Below are 24,772 nucleotides of genomic sequence, written 5' to 3' on the forward strand. Positions count from 1 at the left end.
ATCTGCTTATTTCAATCCACGCACTCGTGTAGAGTGCGACAGCGGAAAACAGCATAACCTATGCCTTTCCCATATCGTTTCACTTCATTTCCCATCATACTATATTAGAAGAGTATGAATCACGCCTTTCTCAATCCTTCAGGGATTCAACAAATTCCGTGGTGCGAATCTCCCGGGGATTTCATGGGAACTTGGCATTCGCACCGGCTCTCTTTTTCTATTTTAATCCATCGCAAGTAAATATACATATCTATAAATCTCTCAATATTGTAGCCTTTTTGTTGTGTGCAAGGTATTACATGTTCATCAAGCCATTCGATATAATACTGGTGGTGAAGGTAACTATTTAGAGGAAATACATGAAGAGGAAGGAAATCTGACTCAATGCAAAAACTAATAGTAAGGTCCATAGGTGTTATCGCACTTTTAAGTGGCATAATGGCGTGTAGTGATCCTTCTCAACTTCAAAATGCGGAGGCAAAAGCAGCGCCAACCCATACCCCATCACCGGAAGCCAAAGCAAATAACATTAATGCACTAATTCCGGCAGGTTGGCACATGTTAGAGCCAAGTCTGGGAGAGAAGGCTATCGCCAAAGGGGATTTGAATAAAGATGGTATCCCCGATCTGGCAATGGTCATTGAGAAAAATGCGCTCAAGGACGAGGCGTCTCCCCGGTCACTCTTAATCGCTTTTGGCAGCAAAAACAATTCTTATACCCTCTCGATCATCGCAGACAATGTCATTCTAAAAGCGGATGAGGGCGGGATATGGGGCGATCCTTTTGATAGCCTTACCATTAATCGGGGGTCTGTCCTGGTTAGCGATTACGGAGGGAGCAACTGGAGATGGTATAACAAATATAGATTCCGCTACCAGGATAAGGATTGGTTTTTGATTGGAGCGACAAGCGGAAGCTACTTCACAGGAGCAACCACCATGGATCAAGCGGACGAGGATGACATTAACTATCTGACTGGACAATTTATAGAGCGGCGAACGGACGAACAAGGACATACCACAACGAAAAAAGGAACTCAGAGGAAAAAGCCTTTGATCCGCCTAAAGGAGTTCAACCCGGAAAACGTGCAATAATCCAGCGTAGCTATACATTCAAAATCGCTCCAACATACAGCTGTAAAGAAGCAAAGCGGACAACACTGCCCTATTCAGGCGTTGTCCGCTTTATTGTGCTAACCAACCATTTTGCCGCATCCAGAAGGTCTTTCGCGATGTAATCTGGTTCTGCCTGTTCATACCACAGGTGACGGTATTTATCCAAAGACTGCATCCCCCAGCCTGTCTCGACCAGAATTCTTCTGGCTCCCACTGCTGCCGCTGCAAGCATATCAGTTGAACCCACATCGCCAATCACAGCACACTGGGTTAAATCTAATCCAAGATCAGTGGCCGCTTGCTGAAGCATTCCAGGTTGCGGTTTATGGCATACACAGCCGTCTTCGGGTTCATGCGGACATATGTATGCGGCGTTAAATCCGTAACTGTCAAATTCATTCCTAAAGTCTAATTCTGTAGCCCGCCCCTTCGATATATTGTGCTGATTTGTAAGGGCGATGATCGGAATTCCATGTTGTTTGAGTAGTTGCAATGCTTCTATTGAGGATGGGTATAATTCAAAATCCCGGGGGTGAATGAAATGGCCGTTCCCGCCCAAGGTTCCATCGCGATCGATAAATACAGCTTGAAGGGTCACGCAGACTCACCTCTAGATTGATCATTTACTAATTCCCAGTTAATCATTCCGTTCTCTATTCCAGTTCGTGTAAAATTCAATTTCTCCAGAACTCTGATAGATGAAATGTTATCGATAAGACATTCAGCCACAATTTTTTGGACTTTTTTTGAAGATAAGGCCCATTCTATAATAGCTCCTACCGACTCAGTGGCTATCCCCTTATTATGCATCTCAGGAATAAGGCCAAATCCAACTTCTACAATTCCTTGATGATCGGGCTTTCCCTTGAACCCAATGTCACCGATAATTTGATGATTATCCGTTAAGGTCACAAACCACGCACCCCAGCCCGACAATTCAGGGTCTCCTTTAAGCTTATCCAAATAGTTAATGATATGATTTCTGATAGAATACGTTTCTGATACTTTTATGTAATTTTCTTGGGTAAAGGCAATAATGTTGAGTCGTTCTGTCTGTATGTGCATAATTCACTTCTCCTCTTGGCTAGCCGTGTATGGAATAATTATACAAACAGGCATCTTTAAAAACCAGGTGGAAGTTGAATAAAACTAAACTACACTGCCCGAACTTGGGGGCTTACTCGCCACACAAAACACTACCACTGCTTAATCCAAATGGGATCCAGAATGACGCATAAAGCGAAGTATCAAATGAACAAAGATCATTAGAAAAATAATCTTATAATAAGCGCGTAGCAGCCAAAGACAGTAAGAACCAGAGCAGTTAATTTAAATAGGGGCTTTAATTTAAAGAATATCAATATAAATTCACTCCTCATTAAATTTGATTACGAAATGTTATGTTCAAAATTTATCCGGATTTTTAATTCGAATGGAGGCTACCTCTCCGCACTTTTTACAAAATGTATAGATAACCGGGGAGCCAAAGGAAAAGGTTTTACCAATCGGCATCACTCTAGCATCCACTGCATTCACTTCACCTTTTACAAAGGTGGTACTTCCACATGCTTTGCAAGGTGAACTACCATCCACCTAAGAGGTGGCGGTTTCTTGGTCAATGAAGCTACTGCTCCAAGTTTACCCAAGCTCAAAGGCTAGTCCCTAGCCCATTCATTGCAATATCACATGGCTAGTTTCAGTAGGTTTTGAGCAGCGTTTACATCGCGATCATGATGCACGTTACATTCTGGACAAGTCCACTCTCGCAAGGCGAGATTCTTCACCTCTGCGTTCTTATAACCGCAACAGGAGCAAAGCTGACTACTTGCATAGTGCTTAGGGGCAATAATAAGTTCTCTGCCATACCATTGAGCCTTATATTCAAGCATCGAACGGAACATACTCCAAGCTACCTCGCTAATCGCTTTTGCAAGTTTGTGATTCTGCAGCATATTCTTTACACGTAAGTCTTCCATCACGATAACTTGGTTTTCGTTTATCATTTTGGCAGACGTTTTATGCAAGAAGTCTTTACGCTGATTCGCTATTTTTTCATGTAGCTTGGCAACTTTCAGCCTAGCCTTATGACGGTTATGGCTTCCCTTCTTCTTCCGCGATACATCCTTTTGCAGCTTCGCTAATCGCTTTTCAGACGTACGCAAGTATTTAGGATTGGATATGATTTCGCCATTTGAAGTCATAGCAAAGTCTTTCAGCCCAAGATCAACGCCAATCTTCGTATGCATTTTGGGCAACTGGACGATATCCGTTTCAACCAATACGGAAGCATAATACTTTCCCGTTGGTGTTTTTGAAATCGTGCATGATTTGATCAGCCCCACGAATGGGCGGTGCAGCTTGATTTTAATGCCAGTCTTTAGCTTTGGAATCTTGAGATATCCATCCTCTATAGCAACTGTTCCATTTTGGTTATTCGTTGTGAAGCTATGATTATTCGTCTTCTTGCTCTTGAATTTAGGAAATCCCGTTTTCTTATCCCGAAAAAAATTCTTATAAGCCTTATCTAAATTCAGTTGTGTATTCGCTAAGGCAAGGCTATCGACTTCTTTCAGCCAGTCGAATTCCTTTTTGTATTGTGCGGGTGTATTCCTCAGCATCGTTTCCGTTTGCTTGTAATGTTCAATTTTATCTGCAAGCATTCTATTGTAGATGAAGCGAACGCATCCGAACACTTTAGCGAAGTAGTGTTGTTGCCCATGGCTTGGATAGATACGGTATTTGTAGGCTTTCAGCAATGGCGATCACCCTTTCACACCTTGGTTTTCGATGTATTTTTGAATGACGTCTATTGGCGCTCCACCCGTTGTAAGCAAGCAATAGGAGCGTGACCAAAAAGCCTCTTTCCAAAGTGATTTTCGGACGGTAGGAAACTCCTTCTTGATCAACCTAGATGATGCACTCTTATAAGCGTTGAGAAATTTAGAAATGTCGGTATTAGGATGAGTTTTCATTAGGATATGAACGTGATCCCTGTCATGATTCCATTCCTGCAAAGTCACATTGTAAGTAGGCTGAATGTATGCAAATATCTCTTTCAGACGTTCGGATATTGGATCTGTAATTACTTTCCTACGATACTTGATGACTAGAATAAGGTGAAAATGAAGGGAGAACACTGAATGGTTATTTGAATCTAATTTCATTGATTTCACTGACCTTTCCAAGATACGACTGAATACTTTAATTATAGTATCTTAGGCGGTTAGAATCCATGTAGATTAGACCGTTTCCATTCATCCCCCACTTAAAGAAAATAGGGTAATTCTGTCAACTGATGGTTAAATTCTCTGGATTCACCATATATTAACACTCCCACCAAACGTAGTATGTGCCTAGCAGCTCTGTAAGCTGGTTGATCGTATCGAGGCAGTCTTGTGAATATTCGGTGATCACAACACCCTGGATGAGCGGCATTGCGAGATAGAGCTTACTCAAAACTGCCGTTTCCACTGGAAAAGCAGGCTTTGCCCGCGACACGCGAATTCGCCATGATTCCATGAGCAACTGCTCATACTCTTCCCGTGTGTACGGATCACTACAAAGCAACTGCTCAATATGTGTATCCGTCATGGCCGGCAACTTTGCTGCTTCAATTTCATCCTTATGTATTACGCGGCCAGCCAGTTTCCTCATTATCGCGTTTACGCCGATGTTAGCCGGGGAAGCTTGCATACGAGCTTCTTCCCATATGAGCCCGGTGACACGCTCACCAGCTTCCAGTGTGAACTGGAGACTTCCATTTGTATAGCTCATCGCTTCAAAAAGTTCGCCAGTCGAAATAGTCTGATAACCGCCGACAAATGCACTTCTGACCAAGGAGTCCAGATGATCAGCATGAAGAACCCCGTCCTTGTTCCTCAACACGCTGCGTTTTGAGCCATCGACATAGTCCATAACCTCTGTTGCGCGAATATTCGCCTGTGACAGGATGTCAACGATCTCCTGTGAAAATACGGCCTCCCGCGTCCATTCATGATGATCCACGCCTGGAAGGGATTCTAACGTATGACTAAAAGGTGCATGTCCGATATCATGCAGCAATGCTGCTGCCCGCAACGTATGATTATCCGGCTCAAAATGCGCTGTAAGCGCAAATACACCTAACGTATGCTGTAAGCGGCTGAAGGTATGGTGGGTATTGATGAAAGAAGCTCCTCCGTGCCGAATGTAATGAAGCCGCCGCACCTTCTTGCTTCGGAGCAGTGCTTTTTCTTCATCAGTGAGCTGAATCCTGAGCTTCCATAGAGGTTCATAGATTTCATCTAAAGCACCATCAAGTCTTAACCGAAAGTCCATTCCAAGGTTTCCTCCTGGGTTCTTAAATTCTAGATACGGACCAGTGTACAGTAGACACATACTGTGAAGTAGAAGTATTTACGAATTAGATTTCTCTTTGTACTTTGACCAATTTATCCAAGAGATGCATAAAAGACCTAAAGTCATTATAAGAAATTGCATTGGACCTCGATTAATATCGAATACAATTACGATGCCAGCAGTGAGAGGTATTAATATAATACTAATTATGGAGATCCATTTATATATATTTTGATCTTCCTTCTTTTCGTTTTTCATATTTTTACCCCATTTTCAAATAAAGTAATTAACCTATTATATCATGCTAACTTGATCTGATGTCCACACACTGCGCAGTCCGAATATGGGGCGTAGCAGAAAGGGAATTTTTTATGTACTCTACACCAGATACGGCCAGTGAAAACTAGACGCGTATTAATCAGTAAAGAGGCCCCTCCACTCCCTGTGAGAGAAGAGGCCTCTTCGTGCGTAGGATCAGAACTGATTTGCAGCTAAGTTTTGTAGCAGGAGATTGTTATATTTAGTCGCATGTTTTTGCTCATCCAGAATAATGCCATACAGAGTATCCTTGTAAATGCCGTACGGAAGACCGAACCATATCTTTCGATATTTCTCAACAGCAGATAATTCACCTTGGAAGGCTTGTTGCAACCCGGCAATATAAGAATTAACATTATCCGGAGCTTCGTTGCTAACTCCTGTTACTTCATGTCCTGTTAATTCCTTATACATTTGTCGGAACATTTGATTATGTCCTCTTTCATCATTCCGAATAGAGGTAATCACTTCAACTTGTTCTTGGTTCGGGGCAAGTCTGATGAGTTGATCATAAAAAAGTTCATCATTTCGTTCACCTTGTACGGCATTCCTCATTAATTCAAGTGCTTCTTGAGTTGTAGTGGCCCAAACGGGGACGAATTGTGATCTACACCAATACGGATAAGGATACATCCTATGCATGAGCTAAACCTCCAGAAATGCAAATAATCACATCATCAATTATATGCACATAAGCCCAGAGTGTGATTATTTCGAAGAAAGGTTTAATGCACAGTTCCTATATTAACACTCCCACCAAACGTAGTAGGTGCCTAGCAGCTCTGTAAGTTGGTTGATCGTAGCGAGACAATCTTGCGAATATTCATCTGAATATTCAGTGATCACAACACCCTGGATGAGCGGCATTCCAAGGTATCCTCCTGGGTTTTCTTTTACTCCTCAACCTCAAATATTGAATCAATGATGATTGGAAGATTGTCTCTAACCGAAACAGCTCCAAAGACTGAACGTGCATGGATACCTTTAGCAATGCTTCAATCGCTGACTGTATTTCAATGGTTCCGTCGTTGTTTCGTATCTGCGATACACTTGTCCATTCCAATCGATCAGAAATTTCGCATACTAACTCGTAATCATACACTTATTTTCTGAATCTTCGAGCGGGATATTAAATAAACCGGGCCCATTATTTCGATTGTGCCGTCTTTTACACGAATCGCACTCTCCTGCTCTGCCGCATATACATCGATCTCCTCCGATAAGGGGAACAGGTAGCCTTGAACAAACGAGGCGTAGTCGCGTTTCGAATGAGATTCATAAGCAAAAGGATCAAAGCCCAACCCATTCTGAATCGTATCTATTTCAACTGTATGGGCGGCGTTACGCGAGGTTACCCATTTGGCAGCCATGTTCAACGCCCCGGCGCTGGCCCCCAAGATAACGGCATTGCTGTTTTTAATCACATTGGTTAATTCATATTCCGCCACAAAATCGTGCTGCTGAACCGGGTCTCCCCCGCATAAAAAAATGACCGAGGCGTTCTGAATCCATTGCCGGGCCTCTTCCTTCTGCATGCGGTAATCGATGAAATGATATTCATCAAACATAAGATTAGACTGTTGGAGCCATGTCCATTCCGTTATAGCCTCAAGGTTAATCTGCTCGTCTTCATAATCAGACGGTTTAGCGCTAATCATAACAAGCGATTGTCTATCTTGCAGATCCTCCTGCAGCCACTCAACCAGCTTCTCTGGCAAAACATCATTAAACCAACTGAAATAATAGTGAGTACTCAAGCTTCATTACCTCCATATGCAGGGTTTGCCCCGTTAAAGCGGTTTAATTTAGCTTCAGCCGCCAGCATGGCGCTGGTAAGTCTCCGATGATTCCCGTCATGCCGGGCAAGTGTTCTGAAATACAGGCTGCGCACCATATTTTTCCCGTTCACTCTGGCAACTCTCTGTGCGCGTGTATCCGGCCATTCCGTACACTGCGCCAAGCTATGAATCCAGTCGGCAATCTCCTGCTGTGGTAGCAGCGATTCACTGATCATCGTGTCCACAACGTTAGCCATACGTTCGTCTTCCTCCTCGTCAAAAATCCGGACACCGTTATGCAGCATTCCTGTAATCGCCATAAGCACCTCGTGCTGCACCTCAATGTCACTTTCCTTATAGCGGATCAGCTCCTCCAGGGCATCTGCCCCGTGAGCTGCGGCATGAGCCCAGCCTTCGGCTGCCAGATAACCGCGCAGGTCCTTCTCCTTCTGATAGTAGCGAAGCAGCGAGCGCTTTAGATGCTGGAAGTCTTTTGGCGTCAAGAATGGTTGAATCCGGTCCCGTTGCATAATAAGAGCGATCGGCAGAACCGCGAATGCCCTGGTGAGTACGCTGTGGTCATCCATGCTTCCAATCCGGTAGAACAAATACCGGTCGTCCATCAGGACAGTCAATAGATGCCGCATTTCCTCATCTGTGAACTTATTATCGCGCTTCAGCCATATGTAAAAGGTAGAATAAATATGCTCACGAAGCTCAGGCTCCGGGTCACCAATATGCCGCAGCATCAGATCGGTAAAGTCTTGGATGCTTTCTCCCTCTCGCAGGATATACTGTTCTTCCTCCAATCTGTGCAGCTTGTGTATCAGCTCTGTCCGCGTGTCCTTCGTACCCCATTCATTGACATCTTCGTCCAAAATGCAGGCTTTCATCTAGTCGGTTCACTCCTAACCTAGTTATAGCGGCGTTATGTATTTCTCCAGCCGATATAACTACTATAAAACACAATGACTGACACCAGGGGGTCAGTCATTGTAGGAGAACAGCATATTTTGCATATATTGCTGCAGCTCCGCCCGTAATTCACGAGGCTCCAGCAGCTCGCACTCCTTGCCGAAGCCTAGAATGAATTTCAGCAGACCCTCCTCATGAGGAAATGTATCCGTAACGAGATAGAAGCCATCTTCACCCCGGCTAATCTTCTCTTTCTCAAAATACTCGGAAAGCTGCGCGCCAATTCGCGAAGTGAATCTCAACACAACCTGTATGCCCGCCTGCGAATAATTGTGCTCAATCACCTCGGCAATCCGTGCTTCGGGCACATCTCTTTTTGCAAAAGGCAGCCCCAGCTCCAATTGCCTGATCCGCACAAGCTTGAATCTGCGGTAGTCGTTCCTGACCCGACAGAAGCCGATAACATACCAATGGCCGTGCCGAAAGTCAATCCAGCCCGGCTCAACCGTCCGCTCCAGGTATTCCATGTCCCTGTTGATGTAGTCAAACACCAGCAGCCTGTTCTCCGTGATGGCCTCGCTTATGATCCCGAGGAACTCTTTAATCTCCTGCTCCATGCTGAAATGGGACAAATTCAGAGTCAGTTTATCCTTCCCCGGCTCCCGCTTATAGGTATGTTCGACTTTTAGCAGGATGTCATTAAAAGCTTCGTTCCGGCCAAACAAGCCGTGTAAATTCTTCATTACAGCTACAAACGTATGAGCTTCGTCCCCATTAAGAAAGAGGTTGCTTACATTATAACTGTCCATAATATAGTATCCTCCGCCCTTGCCGCTGGTCGATGCAACCGGTATGCCGGCTTCGCTTATTTTCTCGATGTCCCGGTAGATTGTCCGCAAGGATACCTCGAAATGCTCGGCAAGCTCCTTGCCCGTTACCGTACCTTGACCGGAGATGATCAGCAGCATGGAGAGTAATCGATTGACTCGCATGATTGGTGTATGACGCTAAGTAACGTCTCCTCCTCTGGGTGGATTTTTTTCATATTACATCTTTGGGAAACACCCTATTCATTATCTTGTCAGACCTACGGTATGATGTCCAGAATGACATTTGTGAGAGGAATGCAGGATTGCCAAAACGTCGGAGCTGTGCAGGCGACCTAACATAGAAGGGACAGTTGTTAAACGCAAATTGTCCCCGCAATAACTTATACCTTCATCTGTCCCTTGATAACCTTCATCCTACTTTTGCCTGTGGCTACAATTGCTTCTTCCGCCACTTGCTTCAGGACGAATCATTTCCAGAATATGCAGCTCTGCAACATCTCGAACACCCACATAATCAGAATAAATTTTGGGGACAGCCTTCAGCTTGCCTTCTAGCATTTGGCGGACAATTACATTTGAATGTGAATAATCGTTGCCTAGAATCGGCCCCATCACACCCACAGGATTTACAGTTGCAAATTCCAAACCCTTCCCTTCGTGTTGAATGAAATCCCAGGCAGCTTTTTCAGCGAGATCCGTTTGAACAAAAGACAAATCCTCCATATTTGTCACTCCGCCCGTCATGATCATGGCTTTCACTTCATCTTGTCTGCTCATCGCACGAAGGGTTACCCGCACACGATACTTCTTCTCCAGTAAGTGTAATGGCAGCAACGGATCACGCACAAATTATTAAAAAAGACACCAAAGAATGGATTACTATTGCATTGCTGGAGCTATTGCGAACGAATAGAATATCAGAGCTGAAGATTTCAGAACTCGTTAGAACAGCCGGCGTCAGCCGAATGGCCTTCTATAGAAATTATGAAAGTCTTAAACAGGTATTAATGGAGTACTACGAGCCCAAATTTGCAGATATTTTCAATAAAATTGCGAACAAAAAGAATCACGAGCAAAAAATAAGAGATTTGACCAGCTTTTTTTCTAACATTCTCTGATGATTTTCGATTAAGCGGATTCCCGGAATTTTTTTTGAATAACAAAAAGAAAGACAGCTCAAAACTCGAATGGCGAGTCGTGTATTGTCTTTTTTCGTTCCCCGATAGCAATAACAATCTGTTCAATTAACCCAATCCCGATCGTTCATCCGTTTTACAGTGTAATGATTTAATATCCCTCACCGATTAACGTCGATAATTTATCATGCGCTCTTAAGCGGCTCGGAACGATTTACTTGTTTTGAAACACATCAACCGCTCCATTAATCAAAGGATGTACTTTGATGTCGTAGTCAACATTAATTCTCATGTTTTCCCAATGTTTCAACCATTGCTCATCCGTTATTTCTTTAGAAAACGGCTTAAGCGAATGGGTTCCGACCTCTAAGGGATCGACTTTCCAACGTTGCATTCTTTTTAATAAATCTGACGTTTGTTCCTCAAGGTAGACCTCAGTTTCATGAATTAAATGTTCCAATTGTTCCTCACTTTGAATATTCAATTCTCCCTGGTACTCCTCAATTCTTCCTTTCAAGCTCACATGTAAAGACAAGGATGAATAGTCCCTCGATAGTTTCATGCGAACATTGGATCGAATCCGTCCTAAACTGATAGATAGCTTTGGAATGGCCAAGACTTTTAGAAAATGATCGTTATCCAGAAGTTGAAAAATATTATCGTCCACGTCTTGAATGACCATTACTTCTTTATCGTTTTGGAAGATGGCTGTTCCTATGTAATTGAAATTGTTCTTATCCGAATGAAAAACCGGCAGGATCGGATCCTTAAAAGGGGAATATACCTTCTTCATGAATTTATGAATATTGACGATGCTCATTTCACCTTGATTATGCTCCTCGTAATGCTTTAACATCCGATAAAGAAAATAATCTTGGTTTTCTTGCTCCGTCAATTGATTTTTTATGTATTCATCAAAATCGCCTCTGACAATCAACAAATAGACACGCATTGAAATATCAGGATCAACCAGTATGGTATTGATCAGCTTTTCAATGCCTCCTTTTTTTGCCAGCTCCTCATTAATTATTAACATTCGCAGCTGCCCCTGCTTTAATTCCCGATAATAAATTAAATTAAACTTCTGATCTCCCTGCTTTAACAGATCGACTTCCTTGGAGAGAAGACGTTTTTTTTCTTGGATGAGCGGTGGTACTAAAGTGCTGATTTTCAACTTTCCTTCCGGCCCCTTGTCAACCGACCAGAAAACTACCGGAGCAATCTCTTCAATCTTATTGTTCTCGACATATGGAGAAGAACAGCCGGCCATCCACATAACGCTTACAATCGCCAATAAACCATAGTGCTTGTATGGAACCATGCCTACATACTCTCCTTTCGTTTGACAGTAGTGAAAAGGATCGTAGGAATAAGTAAATAAATGCATGCGCCGATCCAGATTTGAAGGTTCAGTAACATCTTTTGACCCGGAACCGTTTGCCATAACCATTGATCCATTAAGATGATGCTTATCAAAATGACGAACCAACTCGACAATAATCCGATCCAAGTCGTGCGTTCTTTCATTTTTCTCATAAAGATTCTTCCGGCTCCATAAAAACATAACAGAAGAATTGAAATGTCAAACACATAATTAAACATATGGAAAGAGATAAGGATGTAATCGATTCGTTCTAAACCGCTCGTTTGAATGTAGCTTCCCATATATCCTATCGGAAAATCGATCTTGCGTAAGTAGTACGAACCGTAAAACAATACCGAAGCAACGAACAATACTAAATATTCCATGATCGACAGCATGTTTCCAATGACCAGGTATTTCGATATTTTTTGGTTGGAGCTCAACCATGGAACCATAAAAGCCAAATATACCGGACCGGAAAATGCCGACCAAATAAACAACAAACCTTGCCATGATTGTCCTGACCATTCGGTGGGTATGAGAGGATACAAATCGCGGTAATTGGCATCCGATTGAAAGAAGAAAGGAATAAACAGGACTGAAATCCAAGCCCCGCAAAGAAAGGCGATGACGACAAAACGCAATGTATTCTCCATTCCATGTGAAGCCACATATAAGCTGATCAAAAGAATGATTAGGATCAGCCACCTTTTATCCATAGATGGAAAAATAAAATTTTGGAGCATATCAACGTATCCCAGTGTGATGACTGAAATTTTTAACAATATTATCAAAAATCCAAGTATTGCGAAAACTTGAATCGTCCGTTTCCCGAAAAGCTGTAAAAATCCTTGATAGCCTTTCGCTGCATAACTGGAAGTAAACCATTTGGACATCATCATCAAATTAAGTTGGGACAGTAGCCCCATCGCGACAATTCCCCAAACCATATACGAATGTACCAAATAAACCGGCATGATTAAAATAAAATAATGCATTTGCATGCGATTCACTAATAGAACGAAATAGATACCGCCAGGAGTGGAAGTTCGATTATATAAGGATAAACTCTTCACTTCTTCATCTCCTGTCGCCATTTCCGTAGTGGTTTTAGATATTTCGGACGCGTTTTCATCCAAATTAAAGGGCCGCGGATAAAGAGGTCATTCCAATCCTTTCCATAAAAAGGAGCGATCGGTGCTAAATAAGGTTGACCTAATGACGTTAATGCATGGAGATGTGCAAGAATCCCGATCAGCCCGATCACGATTCCCGGCAACCCCAGAAACGATGCAAGGACAAGAAGAAGAATTTGCATCAGTACCATGGATTTTGTAACTTGATAGTTGGGAACTAAAAAGAAAGCAATAGCGGATATACCCATCAACACTATCAATACTTTACTTGCAAAGCCTGCTTCTACAGCAGCTTGTCCAATGACGATACCACCGATAACCCCTAAAGTTTGACTGGTTTTGGTCGGCATTCGCAAACTTGCTTCTTTGATGATTTCCAGCGTTACGATCATGAATAATCCTTCCGCAAACGGAGTAAAGGGCAATTTGCCTCTCGATTCCAATAATACGTAAAGAAGCGGCAGCGGAACCATTTGGTAATGAAATGTCGTTAACGCAACATAAAAAGGAATCATCGTCAAAGAAACAATAAAACTTCCGTACCGGATTAAACGTAAAAAACTGGCTACCGGCCAACGAAGGAAGTAGTCTTCCGGAGATTGGAGTAGATGAAAAAAAGTAATGGGAGCAATTAAAGCAAACGGTGAATTGGAAACCAATAGCGTCAGCTTTCCCTCACCTAAGGCATAGGCGCAGGCATCCGGCCGATCCGTTTGTAGAAACTGCGGAAAGACCGTATGGTTATGATCTTCAATAAAAGCTGCAAGCTGAGAGGAGTCTAAAAATTGATCGAAATCCACACTTTCAATTTTCTTTCTTGCAAGGGAAACAAATTCTGGATTTGTTAATCCGTCTATGTACAGTAACACAACTTTCGTTTTACTCAGTGAACCAATAGTAAAGCTTTCCGTTTTTAATGTAGTTATAGGCAAACGTCTGCGCAACATTGTAATGTTTTTATCGATTTGTTCACTGAAGCTGTCTTTCGCTCCATATATAACAGTTTCCGTTTGGGAAGGTTCAACTGCCCGACCAAGAGGGCTTTCCAGTTGGACGCCTAACCACCGATCGTTGACTGAATCGTTTAGAAGAATAAATCCCTGCATTATTTTTTGCTCAGCATCTTCGATCGATAGAACTTCCGAAACTTTGGCATTGGTTATGCATGAAGAAAGCGAATTGCAAGCAGAACGATGAAGTGGCTGAATAATCGTCTCGTTTAAACGCTCTGGATCGATTAACGTTTTTATGTATAAAAGATGGACTGAGGCACTGGTACCCATTCTGAGCTCAACAATTTCGGCATCATCCATATGGTTTAATTTCTGTTTTAATTCATCAATCCATGTGGACATTTGATGATTTTTCATTTGAGGGCCGTATTTTTCAACCATAGTCTTCTCCTTCATTAAAGAAATCAAAAAAGAAATCAAAATCCTGCGGTTTTATCTTGCCCTGAAATGGAAAAATTATACGACCGGGTAGCTGCAAACAGGCTTTTTGATTCCGCTTATATCATGATATGTCTTCGTTCAATGCCAGACACTGCACCGCCAACCCGAACCTGGTTGATTTCACCGCTCTCGCTTAGGCGAAGTCCTGCCTTGATTTCAGAAGGACAATCCATCGAATACCCTTGCCTGAACATGACATTCTCTACTTCCTGCAAGGATCGTTGGCCATGTTGGTACAAATAGCTGAGCAGGGCACCGTTGGATGTTCCTGTCGCGCTCTCCTCGGGAATATCGTACAGCGGCGCAAAATTCCGGCATTCCGCAGCAGCATCGTCTGGAGTATCCAGCGTGAACAGATGATATCCAACTACATCATATTTTTCGCTGATGGCGGTTATGGCATCAAAATTCGGCTGAACCTCATTCAAGAGCTTCCTGCTGCGGATCGGGATCATAATGTCCCGCAGGCCTGTCGAAACAATCTGGATGGGCAACCCGGTTTCCAGATCCCCGGCATCCATCCCCAAAGATGGGGCGATTTCCTCACAGGATATCTTTTCAAGAAATTGTGGTAACGCCTGTGACAAATAAACAAGACCCTCGGAGCTAATATCGACATCCAGAATCCCCGCCTTGGTTTCAATCGAATAGGAGGTCCCTCCCTTTGACAAACCCAGCGAATGCATTAGCCCAAACGCAGCAATCGTGGCGTGTCCGCAGAGATCAACTTCGCTGGCGGGGGTGAAATAGCGGATTTTGTAATCCGCAAGCAGGGATTTTTCCATAAAAGCCGTCTCCGAAAAGCCCAATTCCTTCGCTATGAGCTGCATTTCGGCAGCATCCAGAGAAAGGCCATCCTCCAAGACAACACCTGCTGGATTACCGCCACCCCCCCCTTTCGCAAACGCATTTAACGTATACACTTCCACATTCATGTTCTGATCGTCCTCTCTTTATCTTCGAAAAACCGATGTGCGCAACCGCAATCTTCTCTCCATAACGTCTTAATAGTGCCACTCTTCTCTTGCAAGCAGAACAGTTAATTTCTTGCCCACCCTTTCGACTGCTCCCGGACCAGTGAGAGAAAGGCTGCCGCCGCTGGCGACAGTGCCTCCTGCTTCCGGGTACAGACGGCAATCGGATTCAGCAGCGAAGTACCGTTAACCATCACACGCTCCACTTCCCCGCGTTCCACATTATCCCTAACCGCCAGGGAGGAGATGAAGATGGCTCCGTAGCCCGCGATGACGGCCCGAACCATCTCGTTCACCCCATTAAATTGTAGACCGACCTTGGGAGGACTCACGTTCAAAGCCCGGCATAAAGAGAAGAGACGCTCCCGAGTAGAACTTCCCTCTTCACGCAGAATGAAGGGAACCTTCATCATCTCCGCTAAAGTAATTTCCTGTCCGCCGTATGGATGGTTTCTCGGGACGATGAACCAGAGCTCATCCTCCAGAAGTTCTTCCCATTCAATGCCCGGTTGCTCCTCCCAACCGCCTCCGTATACGGCTACCTCAGCATCGTACTGTAGCAGCCCCTCCACCGCTTCCCGAGAATTTGCAGTATTCAAGACCACCTCTACTGAAGGATGCTCTTGCTTGTAGAGGGCCAGCCATTCCGGCAGCAGCAGATTAGCGGGCAGATAGGTTGCTACAATCCGCAAGATGCCGCTGAACCCGGCCTTGTATTCACGCACTGCCTCATCCAGCTCACGCTCCAATGCAAACAATCGTTTGGCATGGCTGGCCAGCATCTGACCCGCATCGGTCACTAAGATACCACGCCCCTTGGGGGCTAACAGCTGTATGCCTAATTCCTTTTCCAGATTACGGACCTGAGCCGTAACCGCAGGCTGACTGATCCGCAATTCCTCCGCAGCGCGGGTGACTCCGCCTTTTTCAGAAATGGTGTGAAATATTTTAAGGGCATGAAGATTCATAAGATGACCTGCCTCCTACATCAAAATTGATGAAGAACGAAATTATATATATTTTTCTGATGAATCGTTATGCTTTATTGTAAGGATAAGGGAAAATTTTCACAAGGTTAAATAATTTATCAATGAAGGAGAGAATTCCATGAGTAAAACTAAAATCGTCTGTACCATCGGGCCCTCCAGCGAAAGCCCCGAAATGCTCCGGAAGCTGATCCAAGCCGGTATGAATATCGCCCGCCTGAACTTAGCTCACGGTGAGCTGGAGGAGCACGCAGAGCGCATCCGCCACATCCGGGAAGCAGCCAAGGAACTAAACCAATATGTGGCCGTCCTGCTCGACATCAAAGGTCCGGAAATTCGTATCGGAAAAATGGCTTCGGACTATGCTGAATTGGTACCAGGTGAAGCCGTGGTTCTGACCACAGAGGAAGTGCTCGGAACGAAGGATCGCATCCAAGTCACCTACAAGCAGTTGCCCCAAGATGTGCAGCCCGGTAGCAGTATCCTGATCGATGACGGTCTAGTTCGTTTGGAGGTCGTAAAGTCTGAAGGCACCGAGATCACCTGCCTCGTCAAGAACGGCGGCAAGCTAAAGCCGCGAAAGGGTGTCAACGTTCCCGGCATCAAAACCAGTCTTCCAGGCGTAACTGAGAAGGACATCCTGCACATTAAGTTCGGCGTTGAGCAGAATATCGACATCATCGCTCAATCCTTCGTCCGCAAAGCTGAAGATATTCTCGAGATTAAACATATTCTGAGTCAACACAAGGCCGACCATATCCAAATCATCGCCAAAATTGAAAATGACGAGGGCTTGGAGAACCTGGACGCCATCCTGAGCGTAGCCGACGGACTAATGGTTGCGCGCGGCGATCTGGGCGTGGACTTGCCAGTAGAAGATGTGCCGCTGGTTCAAAAAGACATGATCAAGAAGTGTAATCTGGCCGGAAAACCGGTTATCACCGCCACTCACATGCTGGAGTCCATGCAGATGAACCCGCGTCCGACCCGTGCAGAAGCAAGTGACGTCGCCAACGCTATCTTCGATGGCACCGATTCCGTTATGCTGTCTGGTGAATCTGCCGCAGGTAAGTACCCGCTGGAGTCCGTCGAGACCATGGCCCGCATCGCCGCCCGCGCTGAGTCCGTCCTGGGGAGCTACGGCCGTTCCAACTGCAAGAGTAACGAGACTGGCACCAACGTGACCAGCGCCATTGGCGAATCCGTTGTCCGCACTGCCCTCGCGCTCTCCGCCAAGGCTATTCTCGCCCTGACCGAAAGCGGCTTTACCGCCCGGATGATCGCCAAGCACAAGCCCGCTGCACCGATAATCGCCGTATCCACTAAGGAGAGCGTGCTGCATGCCCTCTCCTTGACTTGGGGTGTAATTCCTATGCTCCGCGACGAGTCTGCTTCCAGCACTGATGCAGCCATAGCAACCGCTGTTGAACTGGCGAGGTCTGCCGGATACGTGCAAAATGGCGACTTGGTGCTCATCACCGCCGGAGTCCCTGTAGGCTGTACAGGAACCACTAACCTGCTGCGGGTTCACCGAGTTGGGGAAGGGATTTAAATAAAAACGGAGTTCGCATTTTACTCCAGCCTATTAGAAACGCAGATTGCCCCCGATCAAATCTTTGGTCATTGGATCAAAAAACATTGTAATCGGTCCCAGTTGGCCGTTCATTTCCGTATCAAATTGAACGGATACAACAACATCTAACTTTCTGTCATCCATCCAATAGCCAACGTTTTTTCCAGACTCTAGGATCACTATGGCTTTCTCTTTCGGCGTGGTTAAAGTGCTTCTTTCCTTTTCTGAGATTTGGGCCCAAGCTAGATTCCGAAATTCATCTTCATTTTTAAGTTTGTCATAGTGAAAGACATAATAGTACCAGCCGTCGCCCAGATTCTTATAGTCATTCACATAGCTGAATTTCGAAGGATCCCCTTTGGCCATCTCTGGTAGGCTGAGGTAGGTTATGCCTTGTTGATACAAGTTGTCTTCGGCATCAAACAAAAAGTCAATACTTTTACTAGGGGCATCATTTAAGGAGGATATCCTCTTTACAATACCTTCTTGAAACAATGTTTGAGCGATTTGTTGAATTTCAGGGTCCTGGATGTTCTCGATGGAATAATCTTGTTGAAGTATGACAGGCCGAGTCTGGAACACTTTTTCATTCTCTAACAGATAACGGCCTAGAATTTCAAAATCTTCACGACGGTTTTGAAAATATTTAATAACCCCAGTCTCTGGACGCTTCAACACTTCGCTAACGTTCAAGGGAATAATGAAATCACTTGCCGTAACATGCTCCGTGCCCTTGCTTTTCAAGCCAGCACATCCGCATACCGTCAATGCAAAACAGATTAGAACTGAAATGAATTTTATCGGCCTAAGATTCATATTGCGGACCCCCATTAAGACAAGAGTTGTGAATTCATGTCACGAAATGGCTTCTCGGTATTGTTGTAACATTGATGCTCACCTTAGGTATGACGGTTGCAGGGAGCGGGTTTCCTGTATATGCAGGCAACGGAACTTCCGGGCTGGCTTCTGCCAGCGGCCTCACTGGCTCCAGTTCTGTGTTGGGGAATGATGTTTTTGACGGTTTTCCCGATCTCCGAGAAGGAGCGGAAGCAGTTCCCGGATAAATCGATCTGAAGCTTACGCTGTATGCATTAGTGCCGATGTGGCATTAGGTATGTTGTACAGGCAGCTTATACATTGATCCTGAAGTTTTTCTTAAAATTATTTCAATAATTTCTTCAGTTTCTCTATGGTCAGTATCTATGTGTTCTTGAAATCTACTCTCATTAAATGTAGTTATACCTGCTTTTGTATGCTGCTGGTACCAAGCATCATAAGTGTTCCCGCGTTTTTCAATACGTTTTTTAATTGTGTTTTCGGATGCTAAGAGACAAAAATGAAAAACTTCTCGATCCATACTTTTAAATCCGTTGTAAATGTACTCGAAATTCACAGCTTTGTATATTGTCATAGGAACAATAAGATGTTTCTTGTACTTCTTCAATAATTCTTGAGCTGTCTTTACAGCAAGTATTCTCCATAATTCTATATCCTGAAAATCATCAGTTAGTTCCTCTTCAAAGTAGACGTCTTCTGTAATGATTTTTCTTAACATATATCCAACTTCCTCAGGATCATAAATCATGCTATTTGGAATTAAGGGTTGAAGCATTTGAGCAGTCGTGGTCTTACCAGAGCCAAACGATCCGTTAATCATAATAATCAAGTGATCACTCCTGGATTCATAAATAAGTTGATTATTTACTCCTCAACCTCAAATATCGAATCAATAATGATGGGAAGATTGTCTCTAACCGAAACAGCTCCAAAGACTGAACGAGCATGGATACCTTTTTCTCCGAAAACATCCAGCATCAGATCAGAACAACCATTAAGCACTTTATGATGTTCTTCAAAACTGGTGACCGCATTAACAAAGCCCTGAATTTTAACCACGCGTTTTACTTTATCCAGTGTATCTAAAGCTGTTTGTAGTACAGCCAAAATTTCAATCCCCGTTTGTCGTGCAAACTGATATCCTTCTGCGGTTGTATACTCCTGACCTAACTTACCTTTAGGCGTACCAGCAGGTCCTTTGCCTGAAACGAACAACACCCCGTTCACTTTTACGTAATTTGCGTATTTGGCTGCCGGTTCGCTTGCATGGGGGAGAACGATTCCTAATGTTGCTAATCTACTAGCCACTGTTTGATCAGTCATTTTTCAATCTCCTCACTCATTAGATATGTAAGAATTATAGCAAGGTATCAAGGTATGGCCTACTTCTCTGTAAACTCTTTGATTAATTCATCCCTTTTATCTTTTCCAACTAAAGAATAAGCTCGGAAATATGTCTCGGTTTGCCCAGACGAATGGTGGTTTGGGAGTTGTTTTTGTATGCTGAAATATCATAAAACTCCCAGGAGGTGTGACGATTCTCTTCAGGTGGAGTGACTGCGAAAATGAGCGTGATTTTTGTGGTTTTATCTTCCTTGGGCGAAATATTTAACGTGAGGCGGGAACCGCCCACATGCCAGTATACAAAAGGCCGGTCTTGGACGGTTAGCTGTCTGATCTGAGTTTTTACCGTAGGACAATCCCCCTCATTATATCATTGTTGTATCTTAACATATTAAGGAATCACCGTCGTCCCAATCCCATTAGTAAATAGGGTATCTATCAGCTTGACCAACTCTTCCGACGATAGATCTTTGTCATTCCGTATCCATAGGCGAAACATCGACATTAGTGTGGATATGTAAAACTCAATGATATAGGGTGCTAAAGCTTCATTTGCCGGAAGGTCGACAATTAATCGCTCAAAAGGAATTTCTCTTTTCAGATGTTCGATAAAATGAACAGAACCATAGTCGCCCAAGAGGGCTTTCAGGATTGAAATTTCCTCTGCATTCTCCAGGCATTGAAGTGCATCTTGGAAGGTATGTGTGGAGAACTCTCTGCTTGCCATTTCCTCTTTAATGGATCTAAAAACACGCTCTTCCACGTAATCCAACAACTCATAGATATCCGTAAAATATTGATAAAAGGTACTGCGGTTATATCCTGATCGCTTAGCGATCTCTTGGATGGTTATTTTTTCAATGGGTTTCTGGCTATATAAATCGCAGAATACATTGATGAAGGTTTGTCTTGTTTTATCCGTAATTTCAGGTTGCTTATTCATTATTGGCCTCCAGGTTCTGTACACCGATTACACGACAGATTTTAAAAATCTGATGGTTGATGCCCGTATAGCGGACCTATACAATGACATTATACAACACGCTGTCGGATTATCAACCAGGATTAATATATAGGCTCAGGAGGCTAATATGCGAATTTTATTTTTCGGCAGAGGTGTCATATCAACCCAATATGCTTGGGCTTTTGAACAGGCAGGACATACAGTGGAGTTCTACGTTAGACAAGGGAGAAAAGAAACCTTCGGCAGCAGCATCGGGCTTGAAATGTGGGACGCACGAAAAGGGAAACAGCTCATAAAAGAACACTGGAACGTCAAACTGCATGAGGAGATTCGACCTGATTATGACCTCATTATTGTAAGTGTCAACACGGAGCAGCTTCCGGCAGCAGCACAACTATTATCGACTACTGCTGGGAACACGCCTGTCCTCATCTTTAATAACCTTTGGCAGGATTTGAAATCATCGATCTCACCCTTGTCTATGAACAATGTGGTCTTTGGATTCCCGGGAGGCGGCGGTGGCATTGAGGACAACAGGCTTAGAGGCGGCTTTTTAAAAATGCTGTTTCTGGAACAGCCACGGGTAGGCACTGAAACTATTAATAACAAGGTCAAAGAGCTATTGGAAAGTGCCCATTTTAAAATTCGTTGGATCAAGGATATGCAAAACTGGCTATGGAATCACTTTGCCATGAATGCGGCGATGGAGACCGAGGTGTTGAGACGGGGAAGTTTTCCGGCAATCTTGGATCATAGCGACTCCTTCGCAAATGTTGGCAGGAATATGAGGGAGATTATCCCGGTAATAAAAGCCAGAGGCGGAAAAGCTGATGCGACTTCTCTGCTGCTGACTAAGATCCCGCCGGTACTGCTCGGCACGCTGTTTAACAAGCTGGTTTTTGCAAAGGGCAGCTTGCCGCGCCTTTTCATGGAATACAACAATAGCAAAGCAGGCTTTGCGATACATGAAGTTGTGCGGGAAGCGAAAAAATTAGGTATAGCTTTGCCTCGGCTTGCTGCGGCTTTGGAAAACAGTGGACAACACAAAGTAGAGGTATCAGGATAGGAGTGGTTTAAGCTATGTATTGAAACAGAGTAATTCTGAGTTCAATCCACGCACTCTACACACGTAGAGTGCGACTGCATCCAAATTAACAAATACATAAACACAAAACACTGCAAATAAGCCGGACCGCATACTTATGAATGCAGGCCGGCTATCTCTGTTACTTTAACTTCACTAGGGCCTCGGTATGGTGCTCTCTCTCACTCTCCCAAGTGGACTCAGAGGGCCTTATTTCGCGAAAAATCCAACTTTCCCAGCATTCGCGGACTACAGGGCTGTTATTGATGGATATGCCGCCTGAAAACGCCTCACAGGGAGACAATAAGCGCACCACAGTCCGCAAACCGGTAAAGAAGTAACCATTCTTTGAAAATAACGTTCCTCAGGTCCGCGAAGGAGCATGGAGCAGCAGAGTTGGGTAACCAGACGGGTTCGCTCCCTCAACAAGCGTATTTCTCAGGAGCCTTACGCCGCCGCCCCTCCAATCCCCCACGAAGCGCCTCATCCCGCCCCCGCTCCCCCATCAAGCATTCATCAACACCTGAATGCGCTCCACATCCTGGCTGAATTTCTTCGCCAGGCGGGCTTTGCCGAGGTTGGACTTCACGATCTTCTGCATCCGCTTGTCATCAGTTACTGCGAACTTGGCGAGCATGCGGAAGCCTTGCTCGGGGGCGCGTTCCACAAAAACGCTGAGTGCGTACTCCAGACCTTTGGAGAGGACACGGAATTCTTCAGCGCCGTAGCGGGTCTGTCCGGCGGCAATCTGGTCCAGGATCTGCTCAGACAGCTCCAGCGCATACAGGACATTGGCCTGTTCCTTCAACATCGGCGGGTGGGCCAGGGCAGCGACGAAGGCCCGCTGCTCCAGCGCGTTAGCCGTGCCTTTCATGCCATCGAACAAGGCGCGGAGCACGCCGAAGTCCTGCTCCCCGATGCGCTGCAGCGCCATCGCTGCCGACTCGCGCATCCGCCAGCGGGCGTCATTCATCGCCGCCCGGCAGCGCTCCAGAATAGTCTCCTGGCGGGCAGGCTCCGCATAACGGTAATAGCTGCCCATCGCCTGGAGCGCGCAGAACGGCAGGAACTCGCGGGGATCGTCCGTCGGCGCTTCCGCCTCCGTCTTGCCGGTCCACTCCACAAGCAGCTCCCAGGCTTCGCTGGCCACCCAATCCGACGCGAAAGCATCCGCGAAGGTGGAAGCCGCCCCCAGATTCGCCCGCGGCCCCGGCAGATTCGACTCGCCGAGCAGACGCTGCTCCAGCTCCGCATACTTTCCGGCCTCCTGAAGATCCTCATAGAAGACGTTTTTGGTTACTTTACTATTCATCTCAGTACCCCTCCATCATTTTGGAAAAGCCATCTTGATCTGCTCCTCGCAGAACTCCTTACATACATTGTTGCCCCAGAACAACCCGTGGAAACGCGTGAGCGCAATCGTGTCCTCGCGGATCTCCACCAGCCCTTCCTTCACGAACTTGTCGAACAGCTCGGGGAAATGCTCCTCCGGGTAAACGCCGAATTTGCGGCGGAACTGCTGGCGGTCAACCGCTGTACGGCGTAGGCCCATCGCCAGGAACTGGTTAGGCAGATCCTCTGCCTTCACTTCGTAGCCTAAAGCAATAGGGAGGTCGCCGGATGTAATCTTTTTCACATATTCAGGGAGTAATTTCACATTTTGGTATGCGTACCCCCCCACATCACCGAACGCCCCCAGTCCCACAGAGAGCAAGTCCAGGTAATCGTCAAAATGCTTGCGGCTATACACATGATGGCCTCCCGGCCGGACGAAATCATACGTGGATTCCACCGAATAGCCCTGCGACTCCAGATAACGGCAAGCCTCTATATACATCTGCTGCTCCAGCTCAAGTCCGCCGCAGGCCGGAAGCTCGCCGCTGGCAATGCGCTTCGCCAGACCGAAGCCGGGAATGATCTTAAGCGGAAACAGCGTGACATGACCGATATCCAGCTCCACTACCTTCGCCAGATCCTCAAGCCATTCCTGCATCGTCTGGCCCGGCAGATTGTACATCAGATCCAGGCTGACGTTCGCGATGCCCGCCTCTCTGGAATCCTGAATCGCCCGCAGGGAATCCTCACCGGTCTGAAGCAGCCCGAGGCGTCTGCCCAGCTCATCGTTGAACGTCTGCACCCCGAGACTGATCCGGTTCACCCCAAGCGCCTGAAGCAACTTTAGCTTGGCAGCCGTGAACGAGGCGGGATTGCCCTCGAATGTGATCTCTTCAATATTATGCATAGGAAGTGTAGCCTGTAGCTGCTCGAATAACGCTGTGATCTCTTCCTCGTCCAGCACGCTTGGCGTCCCGCCGCCGATATATAGCGCCTCCACTGAGCAATTGCGGATCTGCGGCGTCATCCCGTACATCTCCAGCTCGCGGAACAGCGCAGCCAGATAATCCTTGCGGGCTCCCTGCTCGTTGAACGCCTTGGGGTACGGGCAGAACGGGCAGATCGAGTCACAGAAGGGAATATGTACATAGACCAGCTTGGAGCTTGCCGCGGCTTGATTCAAGTTCATCAGAGACGGCAGCCGTTTGCTGTCCTCTGGCGACACCGGAGCGTTCCCCATGGGATAGTGCCCTATCCCGATCTCCCGGAACGGGTACACAGGCTTGTTCAT

Annotated in this window: 25 protein-coding genes and 1 pseudogene; 4 read left to right on the plus strand and 22 right to left on the minus strand. The window is 45.4% G+C overall.

Annotated features, from left to right (window positions below; all coding sequences use genetic code 11):
- Positions 1-384: 384 nt before the first annotated feature.
- Positions 385-1,095: a hypothetical protein gene (locus MHH78_RS30390; protein ID WP_341169864.1), complete on the plus strand. Its 711-nt coding sequence runs from the start codon at positions 385-387 to the stop codon at positions 1,093-1,095.
- A 70-nt stretch (positions 1,096-1,165) separates the two neighbouring features.
- Here the strand turns inward: MHH78_RS30390 and MHH78_RS30395 are convergent, their stop codons facing one another.
- From MHH78_RS30395 to MHH78_RS30445, 11 genes and pseudogenes are all read right to left on the minus strand, one after another.
- Positions 1,166-1,714 carry an HAD-IIIA family hydrolase gene (locus MHH78_RS30395; RefSeq protein WP_341169865.1) on the minus strand — a complete coding sequence of 183 codons (549 nt, stop codon included), beginning with the start codon at positions 1,712-1,714 and terminating at the stop codon, positions 1,166-1,168.
- Positions 1,711-2,181 (minus strand): GNAT family N-acetyltransferase, encoded by a 471-nt coding sequence (locus tag MHH78_RS30400; RefSeq protein WP_341169866.1) that lies wholly within the window; start codon positions 2,179-2,181, stop codon positions 1,711-1,713. The genes MHH78_RS30395 and MHH78_RS30400 overlap by 4 nt, the downstream gene beginning before the upstream one ends.
- 617 nt (positions 2,182-2,798) lie before the next feature.
- On the minus strand, positions 2,799-3,872 hold the full coding sequence (gene tnpB, locus MHH78_RS30405) for an IS200/IS605 family element RNA-guided endonuclease TnpB (RefSeq protein WP_341169867.1): 1,074 nt from the start codon (positions 3,870-3,872) through the stop codon (positions 2,799-2,801).
- A 6-nt stretch (positions 3,873-3,878) separates the two neighbouring features.
- On the minus strand, positions 3,879-4,280 hold the full coding sequence (gene tnpA / locus MHH78_RS30410; protein WP_341170413.1) for an IS200/IS605 family transposase: 402 nt from the start codon (positions 4,278-4,280) through the stop codon (positions 3,879-3,881).
- 160 nt (positions 4,281-4,440) lie between these two features.
- The gene (locus MHH78_RS30415; protein WP_341169868.1) at positions 4,441-5,433 is read right to left on the minus strand and encodes an HD domain-containing protein; all 993 of its coding nucleotides are present in this window, start codon (positions 5,431-5,433) and stop codon (positions 4,441-4,443) included.
- 495 nt (positions 5,434-5,928) lie between these two features.
- A complete protein-coding gene (locus MHH78_RS30420; RefSeq protein WP_340826338.1) occupies positions 5,929-6,414 on the minus strand; it encodes a ferritin-like domain-containing protein in 486 nt (161 codons plus the stop codon).
- A gap of 251 nt (positions 6,415-6,665) precedes the next feature.
- Positions 6,666-6,758 (minus strand): annotated as a pseudogene (locus tag MHH78_RS30425) (RidA family protein); the annotation flags it as partial.
- Positions 6,759-6,866: 108 nt separating this feature from the next.
- A complete protein-coding gene (locus MHH78_RS30430; RefSeq protein WP_341169869.1) occupies positions 6,867-7,529 on the minus strand; it encodes a Type 1 glutamine amidotransferase-like domain-containing protein in 663 nt (220 codons plus the stop codon).
- Positions 7,526-8,443 carry a DUF2785 domain-containing protein gene (locus MHH78_RS30435; protein ID WP_341169870.1) on the minus strand — a complete coding sequence of 306 codons (918 nt, stop codon included), beginning with the start codon at positions 8,441-8,443 and terminating at the stop codon, positions 7,526-7,528. The genes MHH78_RS30430 and MHH78_RS30435 overlap by 4 nt, the downstream gene beginning before the upstream one ends.
- A 93-nt stretch (positions 8,444-8,536) precedes the next feature.
- A complete protein-coding gene (locus tag MHH78_RS30440) occupies positions 8,537-9,457 on the minus strand; it encodes a helix-turn-helix transcriptional regulator (protein ID WP_341169871.1) in 921 nt (306 codons plus the stop codon).
- A gap of 252 nt (positions 9,458-9,709) precedes the next feature.
- On the minus strand, positions 9,710-10,072 hold the full coding sequence (locus MHH78_RS30445; protein ID WP_341169872.1) for a hypothetical protein: 363 nt from the start codon (positions 10,070-10,072) through the stop codon (positions 9,710-9,712).
- Positions 10,073-10,119: 47 nt separating this feature from the next.
- Here MHH78_RS30445 and MHH78_RS30450 point away from each other — a divergent pair, with 47 nt between their 5' ends.
- Positions 10,120-10,413: a TetR/AcrR family transcriptional regulator gene (locus MHH78_RS30450; protein WP_341169873.1), complete on the plus strand. Its 294-nt coding sequence runs from the start codon at positions 10,120-10,122 to the stop codon at positions 10,411-10,413.
- A gap of 232 nt (positions 10,414-10,645) precedes the next feature.
- On the opposite strand, the gene MHH78_RS30455 is transcribed toward MHH78_RS30450, so the two are convergent.
- The 5 genes from MHH78_RS30455 to MHH78_RS30475 all read right to left on the minus strand — a co-directional run bounded on the left by MHH78_RS30455 (position 10,646) and on the right by MHH78_RS30475 (position 16,326).
- A complete protein-coding gene (locus MHH78_RS30455; RefSeq protein ID WP_076079613.1) occupies positions 10,646-11,752 on the minus strand; it encodes a Ger(x)C family spore germination protein in 1,107 nt (368 codons plus the stop codon).
- A 2-nt stretch (positions 11,753-11,754) separates the two neighbouring features.
- On the minus strand, positions 11,755-12,870 hold the full coding sequence (locus tag MHH78_RS30460) for a GerAB/ArcD/ProY family transporter (protein WP_076079612.1): 1,116 nt from the start codon (positions 12,868-12,870) through the stop codon (positions 11,755-11,757).
- Positions 12,867-14,324 carry a spore germination protein gene (locus MHH78_RS30465; protein ID WP_341169874.1) on the minus strand — a complete coding sequence of 486 codons (1,458 nt, stop codon included), beginning with the start codon at positions 14,322-14,324 and terminating at the stop codon, positions 12,867-12,869. The genes MHH78_RS30460 and MHH78_RS30465 overlap by 4 nt, the downstream gene beginning before the upstream one ends.
- Positions 14,325-14,440: 116 nt before the next feature.
- On the minus strand, positions 14,441-15,319 hold the full coding sequence (locus MHH78_RS30470; protein ID WP_341169875.1) for a PhzF family phenazine biosynthesis protein: 879 nt from the start codon (positions 15,317-15,319) through the stop codon (positions 14,441-14,443).
- 104 nt (positions 15,320-15,423) lie between these two features.
- Positions 15,424-16,326, minus strand: coding sequence for a LysR family transcriptional regulator (locus MHH78_RS30475; RefSeq protein ID WP_341169876.1), 903 nt, complete (start codon positions 16,324-16,326; stop codon positions 15,424-15,426).
- Between the two features lie 139 nt (positions 16,327-16,465).
- Between MHH78_RS30475 and pyk the strand changes: the two genes are divergently transcribed.
- Complete coding sequence (gene pyk, locus MHH78_RS30480) at positions 16,466-17,896, plus strand: pyruvate kinase (RefSeq protein ID WP_341169877.1); 1,431 nt, start codon at positions 16,466-16,468, stop codon at positions 17,894-17,896.
- A gap of 33 nt (positions 17,897-17,929) precedes the next feature.
- Here pyk and MHH78_RS30485 read toward each other — a convergent pair whose 3' ends face one another.
- The 4 genes from MHH78_RS30485 to MHH78_RS30500 form a co-directional block, all read right to left on the minus strand.
- The gene (locus tag MHH78_RS30485; protein WP_341169878.1) at positions 17,930-18,733 is read right to left on the minus strand and encodes a hypothetical protein; all 804 of its coding nucleotides are present in this window, start codon (positions 18,731-18,733) and stop codon (positions 17,930-17,932) included.
- A 292-nt stretch (positions 18,734-19,025) separates the two neighbouring features.
- A complete protein-coding gene (locus MHH78_RS30490; protein ID WP_341170414.1) occupies positions 19,026-19,574 on the minus strand; it encodes an AAA family ATPase in 549 nt (182 codons plus the stop codon).
- A gap of 44 nt (positions 19,575-19,618) precedes the next feature.
- Positions 19,619-20,077 (minus strand): RidA family protein, encoded by a 459-nt coding sequence (locus MHH78_RS30495; RefSeq protein ID WP_341169879.1) that lies wholly within the window; start codon positions 20,075-20,077, stop codon positions 19,619-19,621.
- 412 nt (positions 20,078-20,489) lie between these two features.
- Positions 20,490-21,041 carry a TetR/AcrR family transcriptional regulator gene (locus MHH78_RS30500; RefSeq protein WP_036723305.1) on the minus strand — a complete coding sequence of 184 codons (552 nt, stop codon included), beginning with the start codon at positions 21,039-21,041 and terminating at the stop codon, positions 20,490-20,492.
- A 148-nt stretch (positions 21,042-21,189) separates the two neighbouring features.
- On the opposite strand from MHH78_RS30500, the gene MHH78_RS30505 reads away from it, so the two are divergent.
- On the plus strand, positions 21,190-22,128 hold the full coding sequence (locus MHH78_RS30505; protein ID WP_341169880.1) for a ketopantoate reductase family protein: 939 nt from the start codon (positions 21,190-21,192) through the stop codon (positions 22,126-22,128).
- 523 nt (positions 22,129-22,651) lie between these two features.
- Here MHH78_RS30505 and MHH78_RS30510 read toward each other — a convergent pair.
- Positions 22,652-23,458 carry a hypothetical protein gene (locus MHH78_RS30510; RefSeq protein ID WP_341169881.1) on the minus strand — a complete coding sequence of 269 codons (807 nt, stop codon included), beginning with the start codon at positions 23,456-23,458 and terminating at the stop codon, positions 22,652-22,654.
- Positions 23,459-23,473: 15 nt separating this feature from the next.
- Positions 23,474-24,772 (minus strand): radical SAM family heme chaperone HemW, encoded by a 1,299-nt coding sequence (gene hemW, locus MHH78_RS30515; RefSeq protein ID WP_341169882.1) that lies wholly within the window; start codon positions 24,770-24,772, stop codon positions 23,474-23,476.

The sequence above is a fragment of the Paenibacillus sp. FSL H3-0333 genome, assembly GCF_038002805.1.
Lineage (GTDB): Bacteria > Bacillota > Bacilli > Paenibacillales > Paenibacillaceae > Paenibacillus_AQ > Paenibacillus_AQ silagei.